General features: G+C 45.5%; 10 protein-coding genes. 7 read left to right on the plus strand and 3 right to left on the minus strand.

Going from position 1 to position 16,555, the window contains the following annotated elements:
* The first annotated feature begins 47 nt into the window (after positions 1–47).
* From ACE1CD_RS06685 to ACE1CD_RS06695, 3 genes are all read left to right on the plus strand, one after another.
* Positions 48–1,787, plus strand: a complete 1,740-nt coding sequence (locus ACE1CD_RS06685) for a biotin/lipoyl-binding protein (RefSeq protein ID WP_374822590.1) — start codon at positions 48–50, stop codon at positions 1,785–1,787.
* Positions 1,788–1,814: 27 nt separating this feature from the next.
* Positions 1,815–2,963, plus strand: coding sequence for an ABC transporter permease DevC (gene devC / locus ACE1CD_RS06690; protein ID WP_374822593.1), 1,149 nt, complete (start codon positions 1,815–1,817; stop codon positions 2,961–2,963).
* Between the two features lie 123 nt (positions 2,964–3,086).
* Positions 3,087–3,797 (plus strand): DevA family ABC transporter ATP-binding protein, encoded by a 711-nt coding sequence (locus tag ACE1CD_RS06695; RefSeq protein WP_374822596.1) that lies wholly within the window; start codon positions 3,087–3,089, stop codon positions 3,795–3,797.
* Between the two features lie 142 nt (positions 3,798–3,939).
* Here the strand turns inward: ACE1CD_RS06695 and ACE1CD_RS06700 are convergent, their stop codons facing one another.
* A complete protein-coding gene (locus ACE1CD_RS06700; RefSeq protein ID WP_374822599.1) occupies positions 3,940–4,839 on the minus strand; it encodes a hypothetical protein in 900 nt (299 codons plus the stop codon).
* A 639-nt stretch (positions 4,840–5,478) separates the two neighbouring features.
* On the opposite strand from ACE1CD_RS06700, the gene ACE1CD_RS06705 reads away from it, so the two are divergent.
* A complete protein-coding gene (locus ACE1CD_RS06705; RefSeq protein WP_374822602.1) occupies positions 5,479–8,118 on the plus strand; it encodes a PAS domain S-box protein in 2,640 nt (879 codons plus the stop codon).
* A 135-nt stretch (positions 8,119–8,253) separates the two neighbouring features.
* A complete protein-coding gene (locus ACE1CD_RS06710; RefSeq protein WP_374795397.1) occupies positions 8,254–8,592 on the plus strand; it encodes a hypothetical protein in 339 nt (112 codons plus the stop codon).
* A gap of 26 nt (positions 8,593–8,618) precedes the next feature.
* On the opposite strand, the gene ACE1CD_RS06715 is transcribed toward ACE1CD_RS06710, so the two are convergent.
* Positions 8,619–9,941 (minus strand): hemolysin family protein, encoded by a 1,323-nt coding sequence (locus ACE1CD_RS06715; RefSeq protein WP_374795396.1) that lies wholly within the window; start codon positions 9,939–9,941, stop codon positions 8,619–8,621.
* Positions 9,942–10,838: 897 nt separating this feature from the next.
* On the opposite strand from ACE1CD_RS06715, the gene mfd reads away from it, so the two are divergent.
* On the plus strand, positions 10,839–14,429 hold the full coding sequence (gene mfd, locus ACE1CD_RS06720) for a transcription-repair coupling factor (RefSeq protein WP_374822605.1): 3,591 nt from the start codon (positions 10,839–10,841) through the stop codon (positions 14,427–14,429).
* Between the two features lie 161 nt (positions 14,430–14,590).
* The gene (locus ACE1CD_RS06725) at positions 14,591–15,037 is read left to right on the plus strand and encodes a nitrate reductase associated protein (protein ID WP_374822608.1); all 447 of its coding nucleotides are present in this window, start codon (positions 14,591–14,593) and stop codon (positions 15,035–15,037) included.
* 73 nt (positions 15,038–15,110) lie between these two features.
* Here the strand turns inward: ACE1CD_RS06725 and ACE1CD_RS06730 are convergent, their stop codons facing one another.
* Positions 15,111–16,529: a glycosyltransferase gene (locus ACE1CD_RS06730; protein ID WP_374822610.1), complete on the minus strand. Its 1,419-nt coding sequence runs from the start codon at positions 16,527–16,529 to the stop codon at positions 15,111–15,113.
* Positions 16,530–16,555 lie beyond the last annotated feature (26 nt).

Raw genomic sequence — 16,555 nt, forward strand, 5'->3', positions numbered from 1 at the left:
CAGTCCGATTTTAGATGTGTCAAAATCACACAACTTCCTAAAAAATCATGGGGGAAGAAACGCAGTTAAAGGATTGGCTATTGGTAAAACCTACAGGCCGCTGGATATTAATTCTAGCCGTTGCTGCCTCTCTGGGCACTACAGTCTTGGGTTTATACAAGTTTAACGAATTCAAGAACGCACAAAACAAACAGCCAGAAACCGTCGCCACCGCGCCAGCAAAAATTGAGGTGACAGCCTTGGGGCGTTTAGAACCGCAAGGCGAACTGATAAAACTCTCTGCGCCTAGTTCTTTGGAAGGAACGCGGGTGGCAAGGCTGCTGGTGAAACAGGGAGATAAAATTGAAAACGGGCAAGTAATTGCCATTTTGGATAGCTACGAACAGCGTTTGGCATCTCTGGAAGAAGCCAAAAGACAAGTGCAAATTGCCCAAGCTAATCTGGCTAAAGTAAAAGCTGGGGCGAAAGCGGGAGAAATTGGGGCGCAGCAAGCTGAAATCGCTCGCTTGCAAGCGCAACTGGATGGAGAGAAGAAAACTCAACTCGCTACCATCGCCAGACTGCAAGCGCAACTGGATGGGGAGAGAAAAACTCAACAAGCTACGATTGCTAGACTGCAAGCGCAACTGGATGGGGAAAATAACGCTCAAAAAGCTTCTATTGCTAGGTTGCAAGCGCAACTGAATGGGGAGAGGAAAACTCAACAAGCCACTATTGCTAGGCTGCAAGCTCAATTTGACGGGGAAAGGAAAACTCAACAAGCTACGATTGCTAGATTGCAAGCTCAGCAGAGAAATGCGGGAGCGGAATTTGAACGCTATCAAATACTATACAAACAAGGTGCGCTGGATGCTTCCAGATTTGATAGTAAGCGTCTGGAATTGGAAACTTCCCAAGCGCAGGTAAATGAAGCGCAAGCTACTCTGAAACGAACTCTGGAAACTCTGTTTCAACAAATTAATGAGGCGCAAGCTACCCGCAACCAAAGTGAGGCAACTTTGGTCGAGCAGATTAATGAAGCTAAAGCTAATTTGACGAAGACCGATCGAACTTTGATCGAGCAAATTAATGAAGCTAAAGCTACGCTGAAAAAGACAGAACAAACTTTGGTCGAGCAGATTAACGAAGCGCAATCGACGCGCGATCGAACTGTAAATACTTTGAGCGAACAAATCGAGCAAGCTAAAGCAACTTTAAACCAAATTGCCGAGGTGCGTCCGACAGATGTGCAAGCGGCGCAAGCGGAGATCGATAAAGCGATCGCTACTGTTAAAAAAGCACAGACAGATTTGGATTTGGCTTCTGTGCGATCGCCCCTCTTCGGTCAGGTTTTGAAAGTTAATGCCCGTCCCGGCGAACGCATCGGTGATGATGGTATTATCGAACTCGGACACACTGACCAAATGTACGTAGTTGCAGAAGTTTATGAAACCGAAATCGATAAGGTGCGTTTGGGTCAAGCGGCTACTGTCTCTAGCAGCGCTTTTACTGGAAAATTAAAAGGAACTGTTGACCAACTCGGTTTAAAAATAGGCAAGAAAAATATTCTTAATGATGACCCCGCAGCTGACCAAGATGCCAGAGTCGTAGAAGTGAAAATTCGCCTCGACGAATCCGATAGCAAGCAAGTCGCCGGCTTGACTAACTTGCAGGTGGAAGTGGCCATTGATGTTTCGCCGACCTCATCTAATCATACAGATATTCCAGCGGGGGGGAACCCCACCCCCAACCCCTCCCCGTCTACGGGGAGGGGAGGAAGAGATGAGGAGGGGGGGAGCAATCAATAATGAACAATCAACTATGAACAATCAACTATGAAAGTACCTCTAGCATGGCTGCAACTGACTCGCGAAAAAATGCGCCTCGTAGTTGCGCTGGCAGGTATCGGTTTTGCCGACTTGCTGATGTTTATGCAACTGGGTTTTAAAACTTCTCTGTTTGAAAGTGCGATCGCTATTCACAAGCGTTTTCAAGGAGACTTGGTTTTAATCAGTCCTCGCTCGGAATTTATCGCCCAAATGGTGAGTTTTCCCCGCACTCGTTTGTACCAAGCGAAAGGATTTGAAGGTGTAGAATCGGTTAGCTATTTGTATATCGCGCCAGGAAAATGGAAAAATCCAGCTAATCCCAGTTACAATCGCTCGATATTTATTTTCGGTTTCGATCCGGAAAGACCAGTTTTTGATATGCCAGAAGTTAATCAGCAACTGGATAGGATAAAATTGCCGGATGTTTATCTATTCGATCGCAAATCTAGGGCTGAATTTGGGCCTGTGGCCGAGCAATTTGAAAAAGGAAATCCTGTTGTCACTGAGTTAAGCGATCGCAAAATCAAAATAGGAGGATTGTTTGACCTTGGCGCGTCGTTTGCAGCCGATGGGAATGTCATCACCAGCGATTTGAATTTTATTCGCGTTACCAAACGCTCTATGGACACAATTGATGTGGGTTTTATCAAACTAAAACCGGGTGCAGACCCGCAAGCTGTCCTGGAAAATATGCAGAAAAATTTGCCCGACGACGTGAAAGTGCTGACGATGGAAGGGTTTATCCAAATGGAGAAAAAATACTGGGAAACCGGCACTGCGATCGGCTTTATTTTTGGGTTGGGCGTAGCGATGGGATTTATTGTTGGCATCGTGATTGTTTATCAAATACTTTATACCGATGTAGCCGATCATTTGCCAGAATATGCTACGCTAAAGGCTATGGGATATACAGACTTTTATCTTTTAGGTGTGGTATTCCAAGAAGCAATTTTACTTTCAGTATTAGGCTACATTCCCGGATTTGTGATTTCTTTGGGATTGTACAATCTCGCTAAAAATGGTACTGGTTTACCGATGGGAATGACCTTCGATCTGGCATCAACAGTGTTTGTATTAACGGTCGTGATGTGCTTTGTATCGGGTGCAATAGCAGTGCGTAAACTACAAGCGGCAGATCCGGCGGATATCTTTTAATATCAAGTCAAAAGTCAAAAGTCAAAAGTCAAAAGTCAAAAGTCAAAAAAGAGAATGGGCTAGTGGGACGGCTTGACCGCTTATAAGTATAAACAAGGAACAATGAACAACTAACAATCGCCAATGAGTAATCAACCAGTTGTTGAAATCCAAAATCTCAATCATTATTTTGGGCAAGGGTCGCTCAAAAAACAAGCTTTATTTGATATTAACCTGGAACTGAACAGGGGAGAAGTTGTCATCTTAACCGGGCCGTCAGGGTGCGGAAAAACCACCTTGCTAACGTTAATTGGGAGTTTGCGATCGGTCCAAGAAGGCAGCTTGAAAATTTTAGGACGAGAGATGCGGGGTGCTGGGAAAAAACAACAAGTAGAAATTCGTCGTCAAATTGGCTATATTTTCCAAGCACATAACTTGCTGAAATGCTTAACTGCCGAACAAAATGTGCGAATGTCGATGGAACTGCACAATGGCATTTCTGCACGAGAAGTGAAAGCAAAATCGGTGGCCATGCTAGAGGCTGTAGGCTTGGGAAATCGAGTCGATTACTATCCGGATAACCTTTCTGGGGGACAAAAACAACGGGTAGCGATCGCACGCGCCTTGGTAAGTCATCCCAAATTAGTTTTAGCAGACGAACCCACCGCTGCGCTAGATAGCAAATCAGGCCGCGATGTCGTGGAATTAATGCAGCGTTTGGCGAAAGAGCAGGGATGTACCATCTTAATGGTGACTCACGACAACCGCATTTTAGATGTAGCCGATCGCATCGTTAGTATGGAAGACGGTCGTTTGATCCAAGATACAACCGCAGCCCTTGCATCTCATAGTTAAAACAAGGTAGCGCCAACGTTGGCGCTAGATTCACAAGTAAAACAAGCGATCGCAGTCGTAATGAAATCATTGTCTTAGTTACACCTAACATCATTGATGAATAGCACTTCCGAGTTCTATCCACGCTGCACTTGAGGGCGAACTACTTACCTGCGTTTTTATTATTAATTGGATTCGGTTTAGCATTAGTGGGATTCGGTTTAGCCCCAGCAGCTGGCGCTTTCTTCTGAGCTGGCGGCGTTCCGCGTTTGGGCGGCGGCGGTGGCGGATCGGGTAACCCCCCTGGCCCTCCTCTTTTAGTGGCAAAACTCACATTTACGCCTTCATTAGATTGTTCTATCACCAGCAAAGGAGTAGGTTTAGCCTTCTGATCCCATTGCATATGTACAATGCGACCTTGAATCGTCGGTTGCCAAGTATCGTGGTCATCGGTCGGACTCAAGAAAGTTTCGATGCAATCGATGATTTGATTGATTGTCTGAGAAGTTGCTTGAGTCGGTAACTTCATTAAACGGATTTGAATGCGGAAAAGAACTCCTTTTTTCGACTTGGGGTTGTCTGCTACTTGATACTCCACATCAAACATTTCATCTACTTGCCGTCCCGCATTAGCGGTACTACCAGTAGCCGCAGTTGGTGCAACTTGAGAGGGACGCAGCGCCAGGGAAATTTTATCTTTGACCTTCACCTTAATTTGATTGACAACGGCAAAGTGGAAGACTTCCTCTGCCATCCGCATCCGCAAATAATCCAGGTTAAACTCTCGCGAGTGAACCAAGTCCGGATTAGTTTCCATTTTCCGAATCGTTTCCAGGGCGAGCTTTAATTTTTTATCGGTTTCTCGCGTTCTGAATTCTTCAAACCGCAGTTTCTTTTTCAATCTGCTCAGCTGCCAAAAAAAGTACCCGCCCGCACCGACAAGAGCGATCGCCAACCCGATCGAGATTGTCGTCCACGGCAGGTCTGGGGGCGAATCTTTGGGTTTGGCAACGGGTGGTCTTTGAGCCAGCAATGGTTCTACGAGAATAATGGGATTTGACATATTAGGTAGCAGTTACATTTACACCTGTTTATAGAATGCCCCTAAGACGGGTAATAGCATCAGTAAAATCACTAAAAACAAAGAAATTTCAGAGTATTAGGATTTATACGGTTAATTGTAGCTCTGTGAATCTATGTTTGAAATTTTACGCTATTTACAGTAAAGTACGGAAATGGTTTTTACTTACGAGGAGCAAGCACGACCGTTAAAGGTGCCGAGCCAGCACGGATTTATACTTTGCTTGCAGACTGCGATCGTCTCCATCTGTATAGTTTTTGCGAATTTTTGTCCCACGATTGCACTCTCCGAGTCAATACTACCTGGATTTACGGGAAACCAAATTTCTTGTCTGTTCCCTCTGCTATATGCAAGCCATTCTCTCGCAACACTAGCCTAGCTTATTCAGCGGCTGGCGATCTTGGGCGCAAGAGCTGCGCCTCGATGTGCAGCCCTATGAGGTAAAAAAAATTTTAAAACCGTTACCTGATAACAGAATTGAAGCTTTAATGACTGAAATACTCAAAGATCGCTCACTGTAGCACTAAGGGCTTTTTTGAGTCAATCGGGTTGGTTGTCCTGACCCTGTACAAGGGTGTGACTATTTTTTGCAACAAATAATACAATTTCACAATTTTTAATATGGAAGAAGGTACCACAGAAGGTCGCAAAATTCAAGCAGAAGTGCGGCTTTTGGAAGCGATGACCCTAGCGATCGCCCAGTCTCAGGATTTCCATACCGCGCTGGGAGAAGCCTTGCGTCAGGTCTGCGAAGCGACAGGATGGAAGTATGGAGAAGTTTGGATTCCTCGCTTGGATGGCACCGCACTCGAATGCAGCCCAGTTTGGTACGGCAGTACTAACAATCTGGAGAAATTTAGAAAATTGAGTGAAGCATTGACGTTTCCTCATAACATAGGTCTACCCGGTCGAGTTTGGTCATCCAAGCAGCCAGAGTGGATTAAAGATGTTTCAAATGAGCCAGATTCTATTTTTCTGCGCTGTCAGATGGCATTAGAACCCGGACTGAAAGCCGGGTTAGCAATACCCATACTCGATGGCGATCGAGTGCTGGCAGTTCTGGTATTTTTTATGTTTGAATCTCGTGAAGAAGACAATCAACTGGTAGATTTAGTTTCAGGCGTTGCCACTCAATTGGGTTCCCTGATTGCCCAGAAGCGGATGCAGGAGGTTTTGAAGACGCAAGCGCGAGTGCTGGAAAGCATGGTAGAAGGTGTCAATATGTGCGACGAGAATGGATTTATATTTTTTACCAATGCGGCATTCGATGCGATGTTCGGATACGAGCGCGGTGAGTCGATCGGCAAACACATCTCAGATTTCGATGCCAATTCATCGGGAGAAAACGCTTGGCTTATAGAGCGAATAAACCAGCAGTTGCAAATCCAAGGATCTTGGTGCGGGGAATTCAAAAATTGTCAAAAAGACGGCACGCCATTCATTACTTATGTGAGGATAAGTGCCTTGGAAATTTCTGGAAAAAAGTATTGGATTTGCGTTCGAGAGGACATCACTGCTCGCAAAATCGCAGAAGAGGAATTGCAAACAAGTAAGCGCAGGTTGGCCAACTTGATCGATTCCCTTCCCGGTATTGCTTTTTCCTGTGCAAACGATCCTCAATGGTCGATGAAATACCTCAGCGAAGGTTGCCTTGATTTAACTGGGTATAAAAGTGAAGAACTCTTAGGTGATGGAATTTCTTATAATGCTCTCACTCATCCGGAAGATTTACCGAAAGTTTTGAATGCCATTAACGAATCAGTAAGCCAAAAGCAACCTTATGTAGTAGAGTATCGAATTAATACAAAATTTGGCTTAGAAAAATGGCTGTGGGAAAAAGGAAGGGCAGTATTTGATGAAAAAGGGGAAGTGCGGGGACTGGAAGGTTTCATCACCGACATCACCGATCGCAAACGTGCCGAGGAAGCATTACTGCAAGAGCGTAACTTTGTTTCTGCAATCCTTGACACTGCTAGCAGTTTAGTAGTAGTTCTTAACCAAGAAGGAAAAGTTATTCGTTTGAATCGAGCTTGTGAAAAAACAACAGGATACCTATTTGATGAAGTCAGGAATAAGTATTTCTGGGATATATTTTTAATTCCGGAAGAAAACAAGCAAGTTAAAGCTATATTTGAAGATTTACAAGTGGGTAAGTCGTCAAACCAGCATGAAAATTACTGGTTAACGAAAGACGGCAGCCGACGACTCATTGCCTGGTCTAACAGTGTCCTCCTCGATGCCGAGGGTGCCGTGAAATACATCATTGCGACTGGAATTGATATAACCGATCGCAAACAGGCAGAAGAAGCTTTGCGGCAGGCAGAACGCCAGTATCGCAGCATCTTTGAAAATGCTGTCGAAGGTATTTTCCAAACCACGGTAAATGGACATTACCTGATCGCAAATCCCATGTTAGCTCGAATTTACGGCTACGATTCACCATCAGAGTTGCTATCAGCTCTGACCGATATCGAGCATCAACTTTACGTAGACTGCAATCGCCGTGCTGAATTTATGAGCTTGGTCAAAGAACGGGGTGCTGTGTGGGGTTTTGAGTCGCAAGTTTATCGCAAAGACGGTAGCGTAATTTGGATTTCCGAAAATGCTTACGCGCTTTATGATGGTGAGGGTCGATTGGTGGGTTATGAAGGCACGGTTGTAGATATTACCGAGCGGAAGCGGGCAGAAGCGACAATTCAATATCAAGCATATCACGACTTGCTGACCAACTTGCCCAACCGCAACCTATTTAACGATCGCCTCGATTTATCCCTGGCAAATTCCCATAGAAATCATAACAAGCTGGCGGTAATGTTTTTGGATTTGGATTGTTTCAAAATTATCAACGATACGCTAGGTCATGCTGTGGGCGATCGTTTATTGCAACTTGTAGCAGAACGATTGACAAGCTGTTTGCGAGAAGGGGATACAGTTGCTCGCTGGGGAGGCGATGAATTCACTATATTACTGCCTCAAATCCATACTTTGCAAGAAGTTGCGAAAGTTGCTCAAAGACTTGTAGATGCCTTCAAGTTGCCTTTCAATTTACAAGATGCCGAACTTTATATCAGTAGCAGCATTGGGATTGCTCTCTATCCCCATGACGGTCAAGATTTGCAAACCCTCTTAAAAAATGCAGATATGGCTTTATATAAAGCCAAAGAAAATGGACGAAATAACTATCAGTTTCATATCGAAGATAATAATTTTCAAAATTCTGTTAAACCGATGAGAAAACGGAAAGCGCGATCGCCAGCTTGAACGGATGAGAAATCGGGTTTCTTTGCTTGTCAATGTCGATATTTTGTAACGCTCGCTTGCAGAAACCCGGTTGCTGGGATGATGGCGATCGCGGATGAGAAATCGGGTTTCTTTGCTTGTCAATGGAAAATGAAAATGAAGACGATAGCGATTAATACCAGCGAAGAAGTATTGCTGAAATGGCAGGGGTTTGCCGCTCGCCTCGGCATTTCTGTGGAAGAATCGATCGTCAGAAGTGTTGCGGAAAGAATCGAGCGGTTTTCTGAAAAATTACCAACCACAGTGGTTGATGGAAAAAATACTAAATCTCAGCAAGAAGTGTTAATTAAGCAGCGTGATGTGGTTTATGCAGATTTTTCAGAAATGGCGATCGATCGAGAATATCAAAAAGAGGCTTTAGAGATTTGTAGAGAATTTGAGAAAGCAGACTGGGAAGCCTTGCAGCTAGGTGAGTCTGAATATGAAACGCGGTGAAGTTTACCCGCTCAAAGCGCTTTCTTTTAAGCAGGATCGGTAGAAGTATCTGAATTTTTAGGTAACGGCATCACCAAAATTTTATCGACGCGATTGCCATCCATATCCATCACTTCAAAACGGAAGTTCCGCCATTCAAAACGATCGGCAGCAGTGGGAATACGACCCAAATTGGTAATCACAAAACCGCCCATTGTGTGATAATTGCCCCGGCGATCTTCTGGCAATTCGTCAATGTCAAAAAGTTCTAAGAAATCTTCCACCGGCAACATCCCATCCAACAACCAGGAACCATCTGCGCGTTGCACGGCTTGGGGTTCGTCCTGCTGATCTATAGACGGTATATCGCCGACAATTTCGACTAAAATGTCGTTGACTGTGACTAATCCTTGGATAACGCCGTATTCGTCTACCACCAGAACAATGTGGGTGCCGGATTGCTTGAACATTTCCAGGACTTTCAACCCCCGCGTGCTTTCTGGCACAAATAGGGGTCGTCGCAACAAGGCAGTTAAGTCGATCGGCTGACCAGTGAGAGAACGAGATAGCAAATCGGTAACCTGTACCACGCCCAAGACATTATCCAACTCGCCTTGGCAAACTAGAAGACGGGAATGTCCGCTATCGATCATCTTTTGTCTGTTCGTTTGGGCAGAATCGTCTAGGTCAAGCCAAACAATATCCGGTCGCGGGGTCATGAAGGCGCTGACAGGTCGATCGCCCAAACGAAACACCCTTTCCACCATATCTTGTTCCGCTTCTTCAAACGTTCCCGCCTCCGTACCTTGTTCGATCAAAACCCTAATTTCTTCTTCCGTAACTTCCGGTTCTGTGGAAGGTTTGACCCCCAACAGTCGCACCGCCATATCGGTGGAGGAACTTAACACATGAACGATCGGTGATGTAATTTTAGCCAACATCCGCATAGGAATAGCAACAGATGCGGCGATCGGTTCCGGATTGTTTAACGCCAAGCGTTTGGGCAGCAGTTCGCCAATCACCAACGTCAGATAGGTGATAATTAAAATCGCTAGTGTCGATGCGATCGCTTCCTTATATTGTGCTGTCTGCGGGAGCGCACCAAAAATAGGCGCTAATCTCTTAGAGATGACCGATTCGCCGAACGCACCCGACAGAATAGCCAGAAGTGTGATGCCAATTTGAACCGCAGACAAAAACTGATTCGGGGAATTAGCCAGTTGCAAAGCAACGCGGGCCTTAGCATCGCGATCGGCCATCTGTTGCAACCGCACCTTCCTTGCTGAAATAATCGCCAGTTCCGACATCACAAACAGGCCGTTGGCGATAATCAGTAGCAGAACGATCGCGATTTCGATAGTTGGGGACATTCCGAAAAGGGGTTAGAAAGTCAAAAGTCAAAAGTCAAAAGTCAAAAGTCAAAAGAAAAAATTCGTTTTACCGAAGATTTTGGGTTTAAAGCCTCGGCGTAGAACGCCGACTTTCGACTTTGTATTATAATTAGTGAGACTCAGGTAGAATATCCGCTGGTACAGGACGACTCAAATGAGTGAAACACGATTGGCCAGGAAATAATAAAGTCAAAGTGCAGCGAAAACACTTTAAACAGCTAGGGAAATCAACAGAGTACCAACCCAGAAAAGTCAAAGCTTTTCTTCTCTCAACAGTTAAATAAACGTAATGTGGGGCACACATAAACGCTAGATTAAATATTCTAGTACGCCTCTGGAGATATAGCCCTCTGGGGTCAGCTAAGTTAGGCTTGTTCATTGGTTCTATTGAACGGTGAAAGAGTTTAAGAATTGCCAGCAATGGATAGTTGATTTTAAGGTTTGTCGCTGAAAGAGGAAACTTCAAGAGTAATCTTGGGAATCACCGCACTTCTTCTGCGGTGAGGATGTCAATTCTTTTTGCGCTTGATATCATTCATCCTTATTATCCTTCTTCTGTGTTTTATGCAAAGGCTCTCAGGGTGGATATCAACATATTAGTCGCTCAGGAGTACCAGGTATCGGCGGGAGTGGGAAAATTTGGAGTTTGTAGGGACTGTTTGGCTGATATCTTTCATTTTCCAGACAAATCGGTCGTAAAAACTCGCCCCTACTCACTTATCCTGGGGTTAGGGCATCGGGCAAGCGGGAATTTTGACTGAGTGACTTTTGACTTTTCACGCAAAGCGATCGGTAACTCATGGAACCTGCCTTCTAAAATGGTGGAGGTACGCAACCATAGTAACTTTAACAGCGAGTTGAGCAGTTCTAGAACACATGGCCTTTTCTTCCATCATTAGGGCATTAGGGCGATCGCCCCTCACAGCAGAAATCCTCACCAAGCTAAATCGCACACAATGCGTGCGGCTTTCCGGCATCCCCCGTCTCCCGAAGGGATTGGTCGCCTCCGCCCTAGCGCAAACAGAGGGGCGGAATTTGTTCGTAGTAACTGCAACTCTGGAAGAAGCCGGACGCTGGACGGCCCAGCTAGAGGCGATGGGTTGGCAGACCGTAAATTTTTATCCCACCTCGGAAGCAACGCCCTACGAACCGTTTGACCCGGAATCGGAAATGATTTGGGGACAGATGCAGGTGCTGGCCGATTTGGTCAATTTTAGAGCTTCGATTTTAGATTTTGGATTGGGGTCTGCTGGTGAGAATCCAGAGACTCCCCCATCTGAAGAAGAGTCCCACAATCTAAAATCCAAAATCCTCAATCCAAAATCGAATTGGGCGATCGTCGCCACAGAAAGGGCCCTTCAACCCCACCTGCCGCCGAGGGAAGCTTTTCAACCCTACTGCCTCACCCTTCAAGTAGGACAAAATTGGGATTTAAACGCATTCAGCGATAAGCTAGCCCAGTTGGGATACGAACGAGTCCCCCTGGTAGAAACAGAAGGGCAGTGGAGTCGGCGCGGCGATATTATTGATGTATTCCCGGTTTCGGCTGAGCTGCCGGTACGGTTGGAATGGTTTGGCGACGAGTTGGAAAAGATGCGGGAGTTTGCACCCGACTCGCAGCGATCGATGGATAGCATCAAGCAGCTGATCCTCACGCCTACGAATTTCGGGCCGATCGTCATGGCATCGCTGACCGAAGAAAAAGGCGATCGCATTAAAAATTTTCTATCCCCAGAAGAACAAGAAAAATTCGATGCTGGCAATCCACCAGAAGGCGTGCGTCGATTTCTCGGGATAGCCTTTGAAAAACCCGCCTCCCTACTCGATTACTTGCCGCCAAATACTTTAGTAGCAATTGATGAGCCAGATCAATGTCGCGCACACGGCAATGTCTGGATCGAACACGCAGAAGAACAATGGAATCAATTGCAAATTGGAAAAAAAGCTCAATCTGAAATTACCCTCCCCCGCATTCATCGTTCTTTTGATGATTCCTTAACCGCAACACAAAGCTTTCACTGCACTCATTTATCCGAACTGGCAGAAGAAAATAATAGCAGCCTCAATCTTTCCAGTCGTCCAGTTCCCACAACGCCACATCAGTTTGGCAAAATAGCAGAAATTCTGCGCGGCGAACTAGCCAGAAACTTCTCTGTTTGGATTGTTTCCGCGCAACCTTCTCGTTCTGTTTCCCTACTGCAAGAACACGACTGTCCGGCCCAATTTATCCCCAATCCCCGCGACTATTTAGCGATTGACAAGCTACTCGTGCAACACACTTCCGTCGCGGTGAAATATTCCGGATTGGCAGAACTGGAAGGCTTTATTTTACCCACATTCCGGTTAGTTCTCGTCACCGATCGCGAATTTTACGGACAGCATACCCTCGCCACACCCAGTTATGTACGCAAGCGACGCCGCGCCGCATCCAAGCAGGTCGATCCCAACAAACTGCAACCGGGGGATTATGTGGTTCACCGAAACCACGGCATCGGCAAGTTTCTCAAGTTAGAAAAGCTGACCATAAATTACGAAACTCGCGAATATTTGGTAGTGCAATATGCGGATGGTTTGTTGCGAATAGCGGCAGATCAGTTAAACGCACTATCCCGATTTCGCACTTCCGGCGATCAGGCTCCAGAACTTAACAAAATGTCTGGCAAAGCCTGGGAAAATACTAAAAGTAAAGTTCGCAAATCTATTAAAAAGTTAGCAGTAGATTTGCTGAAATTGTATGCCCAACGCGCTCAACAGGAAGGTTTTTCCTATCCACCAGATAGTCCCTGGCAAGAAGAATTGGAAGATTCTTTCCCATATCAACCGACTCCAGATCAGTTGAAGGCAACGCAAGATGTGAAGCGGGATATGGAATCGCCTCGACCGATGGATCGATTGGTGTGTGGGGATGTGGGTTTTGGCAAAACCGAAGTGGCAATTCGAGCCATATTTAAAGCGGTAACGGCAGGAAAACAGGTAGCTTTTCTGGCACCGACAACGGTGTTGACGCAGCAGCACTATCACACCTTAAAAGAACGTTTTGCTCCTTATCCGATCAATGTGGGATTGCTGAACAGATTCCGCACAGAAGAAGAAAAGCGAGATATTTTACGGCGACTGGCAACTGGTGAATTGGATGTGGTTGTGGGAACGCAGCAACTGTTAGGAAAAGGGGTAACTTTCCGAGATTTAGGTTTGCTGGCGATCGATGAAGAACAGCGGTTTGGCGTCAATCAAAAAGAGAAAATTAAAACTCTAAAAACGCAGGTTGATGTGCTGACGCTGACAGCGACTCCGATTCCGCGCACTCTTTATATGTCGCTGTCGGGAATCAGGGAAATGAGTTTGATTACGACTCCGCCACCTTCGCGACGTCCGATTAAAACCCATCTGTCACCCTACGATTTGGAGGCGATACGCACTGCGATTCGTCAAGAACTCGATCGCGGCGGACAGGTGTTTTATGTAGTGCCGAGAATTGAGGGGATTGAGGAAACTGCTGCTAAACTGAGGGAGATGGTGCCTGGGGCAAGGTTGGCGATCGCGCACGGTCAGCTAGACGAATCCGAGTTGGAAACAACAATGCTGTCTTTCAGCAATGGAGAAGCAGATATCCTCCTCTGCACTACCATCATTGAATCCGGTTTGGATATTCCGCGAGTCAATACCATTTTGATCGAAGATGCCCAGAAATTTGGCCTCGCCCAATTGTACCAGCTGCGCGGTCGCGTCGGTCGGGCGGGAATTCAAGCCCACGCATGGTTATTTTATCCCAAACAAAGTCAGCTAACCGATACGGCGAGACAGCGTTTGCGTGCAATTCAGGAATTTACGCAGTTGGGGTCTGGGTATCAGCTGGCGACGCGAGATATGGAAATTCGCGGTGTGGGTAATTTGTTGGGTGTGGAACAGTCGGGTCAAATGGATGCGATCGGTTTTGACCTGTATACTGAAATGTTGCAAGAAGCAATTCGGGAAATTCGCGGTCAAGAAATTCCCAAGGTTGACGATACCCAAATCGATCTCAGTCTTACCGCTTTCATCCCAGCCGATTATATTCCCGATTTGGATCAGAAAATGAGCGCTTATCGCGCTGTGGCGGCGTCTACTTCTCAGGAAGAGTTAAATCAAATTGCCGCAGATTGGAGCGATCGCTATGGGCCCATTCCCAAACCCGCCCAACAAATGCTCAAAGTTATGCAACTCAAGCAAATCGCCAAGAAATTAGGTTTTTCGCGCATCAAGCCGGAAGGCAAACAACACGTTATCCTGGAAACACCGATGGAAGAACCCGCCTGGAACTTACTCGCCGCTAATTTGCCAGAACATCTGCAATCGCGTTTTGTTTATTCTCGCGGTAAAATAACTATTCGCGGTATGGGAGTTCAAAGTGCCGATCAGCAGTTGGATAATTTAATTAATTACCTGGGTAAAATGCAAGTAGCACTGCCAGAACCTGCTTTGGTGTGAAAATCTGAAAGTAAGTTTACGAAATCCTTGATTCCCTGTAGGGGCGAAGCATTTGGGCGATAATTTTTCGCTCTCACTAAAATATTTCTTACCAAATGCTTCGTCCCTCCCGACGCCCGACGCCCGACGCCCGACGCCCCTAGTCCCGACGCCCTAGCTATATGTTTTTTGAATTTGAATCTGACTTTGTAGATGCTTTGCGGTGCATTCCTATGCAGGTGCGCTATAAGTTAGACACTTGCGGTGTCAAACTTAAACTAAACGAATGGAATCACTTTACCAAAGAAGAACGTCAACTGCTGGTAGATCGACCCTGCACAACACCGGCAGAAATTCAAGCTTACCGAGAAATGCTACATCAATTGATAAAAGAGCGCATGGGTACATCAGCAACCGATTTGCCAGTTGAGGAAAACCCAGCTTGGATGGATGCAGCAAATGTGCCAGTTCCCGTGTGCGAAAAAGCAGAAGAATTGGATGTATCAATCACTTCAGAACAATGGGCAAATCTGCTACCTTTACAGCGATTTGCCCTAATTAAACTCAGCCGTTCCAATCACGAAAATAGCAATTTTTTACCCGCTCTCAAAGAATTTAATTTAGTTTGAGCGATCGGCAAAACTGATAGAATCATCGGGTGGGTTAGGCACAGGCGATAAATTAAAAGTTTTCAACCAAAAATTAAATTGCTGTGCTGTAACCCATCATCACCCGAATCTGTAACAAAAATGCCTCTTTAATTTTCCTGCGCTCGTACAAAGTGATAGAATCGTCGGGTGGGTTAGACACGGGCGATAAATTCAGCGTTTTCAAGCAATAATTAAATTCCGGTACCAAGCAGCGCTGTTCGACAGCCGAAATTGCTTGTTCGATAATATCGGCAGCTTGCTTGACTCCCCCTGCTTGACTAATTGCTTGCTTTATACTTAAAGCATTTTGCAAGTAAAAATCGTCCCTCATCACCCGTTGAATGGTATCTTTGAGTCTAGTAACGCTCAACTGAGTGACAGGAATTACTTCCCCAACTCCCGTCCACTTAACTCGCGCTCCTGTTCCCGGCTGCTCAAAAGTGATAGGAATAGCAACCAAAGGTACTCCATAGCTAAGCGAATCAAGTACTGTATTCATTCCTCCGTGAGTAATGGTTAAACTAGCTTTGTCAAGCACTTCTAGCTGCGGAGCATATTCTACAACTAAGGGAGAACCGGGTAGTTTTTCAACTGCTTCTGCATTCATCCCGCCTCCGTGAGTAATTACCAATTGGACATCCAGTTTTTCGCAAGCCGTCGCAATAGTATAAAAAACATCTGCTTTGGTATTTTGTACGCTCCCCAGAGAAGCGTAAATTAAAGGTTGTCCGGTTAATTGCTCAAATGGAAACGATACTTTTTGCGGGGATGAATTACGGAATGGGCCAACATAATGAACGTGCTTTGGCAAGTTAGGACAGGGAAAATCAAAAGCAGCAGGTTGTTGACTGATGTGAGCTAGTTGAGCGGATGTAGAATAAATATGGTGGTAAGGTGGTAACTTCCATCGATCGCGATATTTATTGATAGTTTTTATTATCGGTTGACAGCTGCGATCTAAAATGTAATAAGCAACCTGATTGCGAAGACGCGCCCACCAAGCATTATTGTAGCTCCAAGGTGTAAAAAAGGGCGGAACGTCAGGTGTTCGGTGAATTGCTTGACCAGAGGATATACAGATAAAGGGGAGGTTTAGGTATTGTGCGATCGTTTCGCCTGCGGGTTCGAGTTGATCTACCAAAACTGCTTCAATTCCCGTTGCTTTAATTGCCTTGGGAGCATCTTGACAAATAATTTCTGTCACCATTTGGCAGAAATTAACTGAATAGCGCAATGCTTCTATTTCGCTCAATTTAGCTAAGTTTTGGAAAGTTTCAGCTAATAGTCCCGGTCGATAAATAGACTGACCAATTGGGTAAAAGTCTACCCCTTCGGAGCGAATTTTAAATTCGAGATCCGAGATTTGTAGAAACGTGACGCGATGACCGCGTATTTGCAGCTCTCGTCCCAAGGCTGACAAAGGATTTATGTGACCTGGATAGGGAGGGCAAATTATACCAAAGTGAGTCATACTTGATTTAAAGTTGGAATTTTACA

The sequence above is a fragment of the Aerosakkonema sp. BLCC-F183 genome (assembly GCF_041929145.1).
Lineage (GTDB): Bacteria > Cyanobacteriota > Cyanobacteriia > Cyanobacteriales > Aerosakkonemataceae > Aerosakkonema.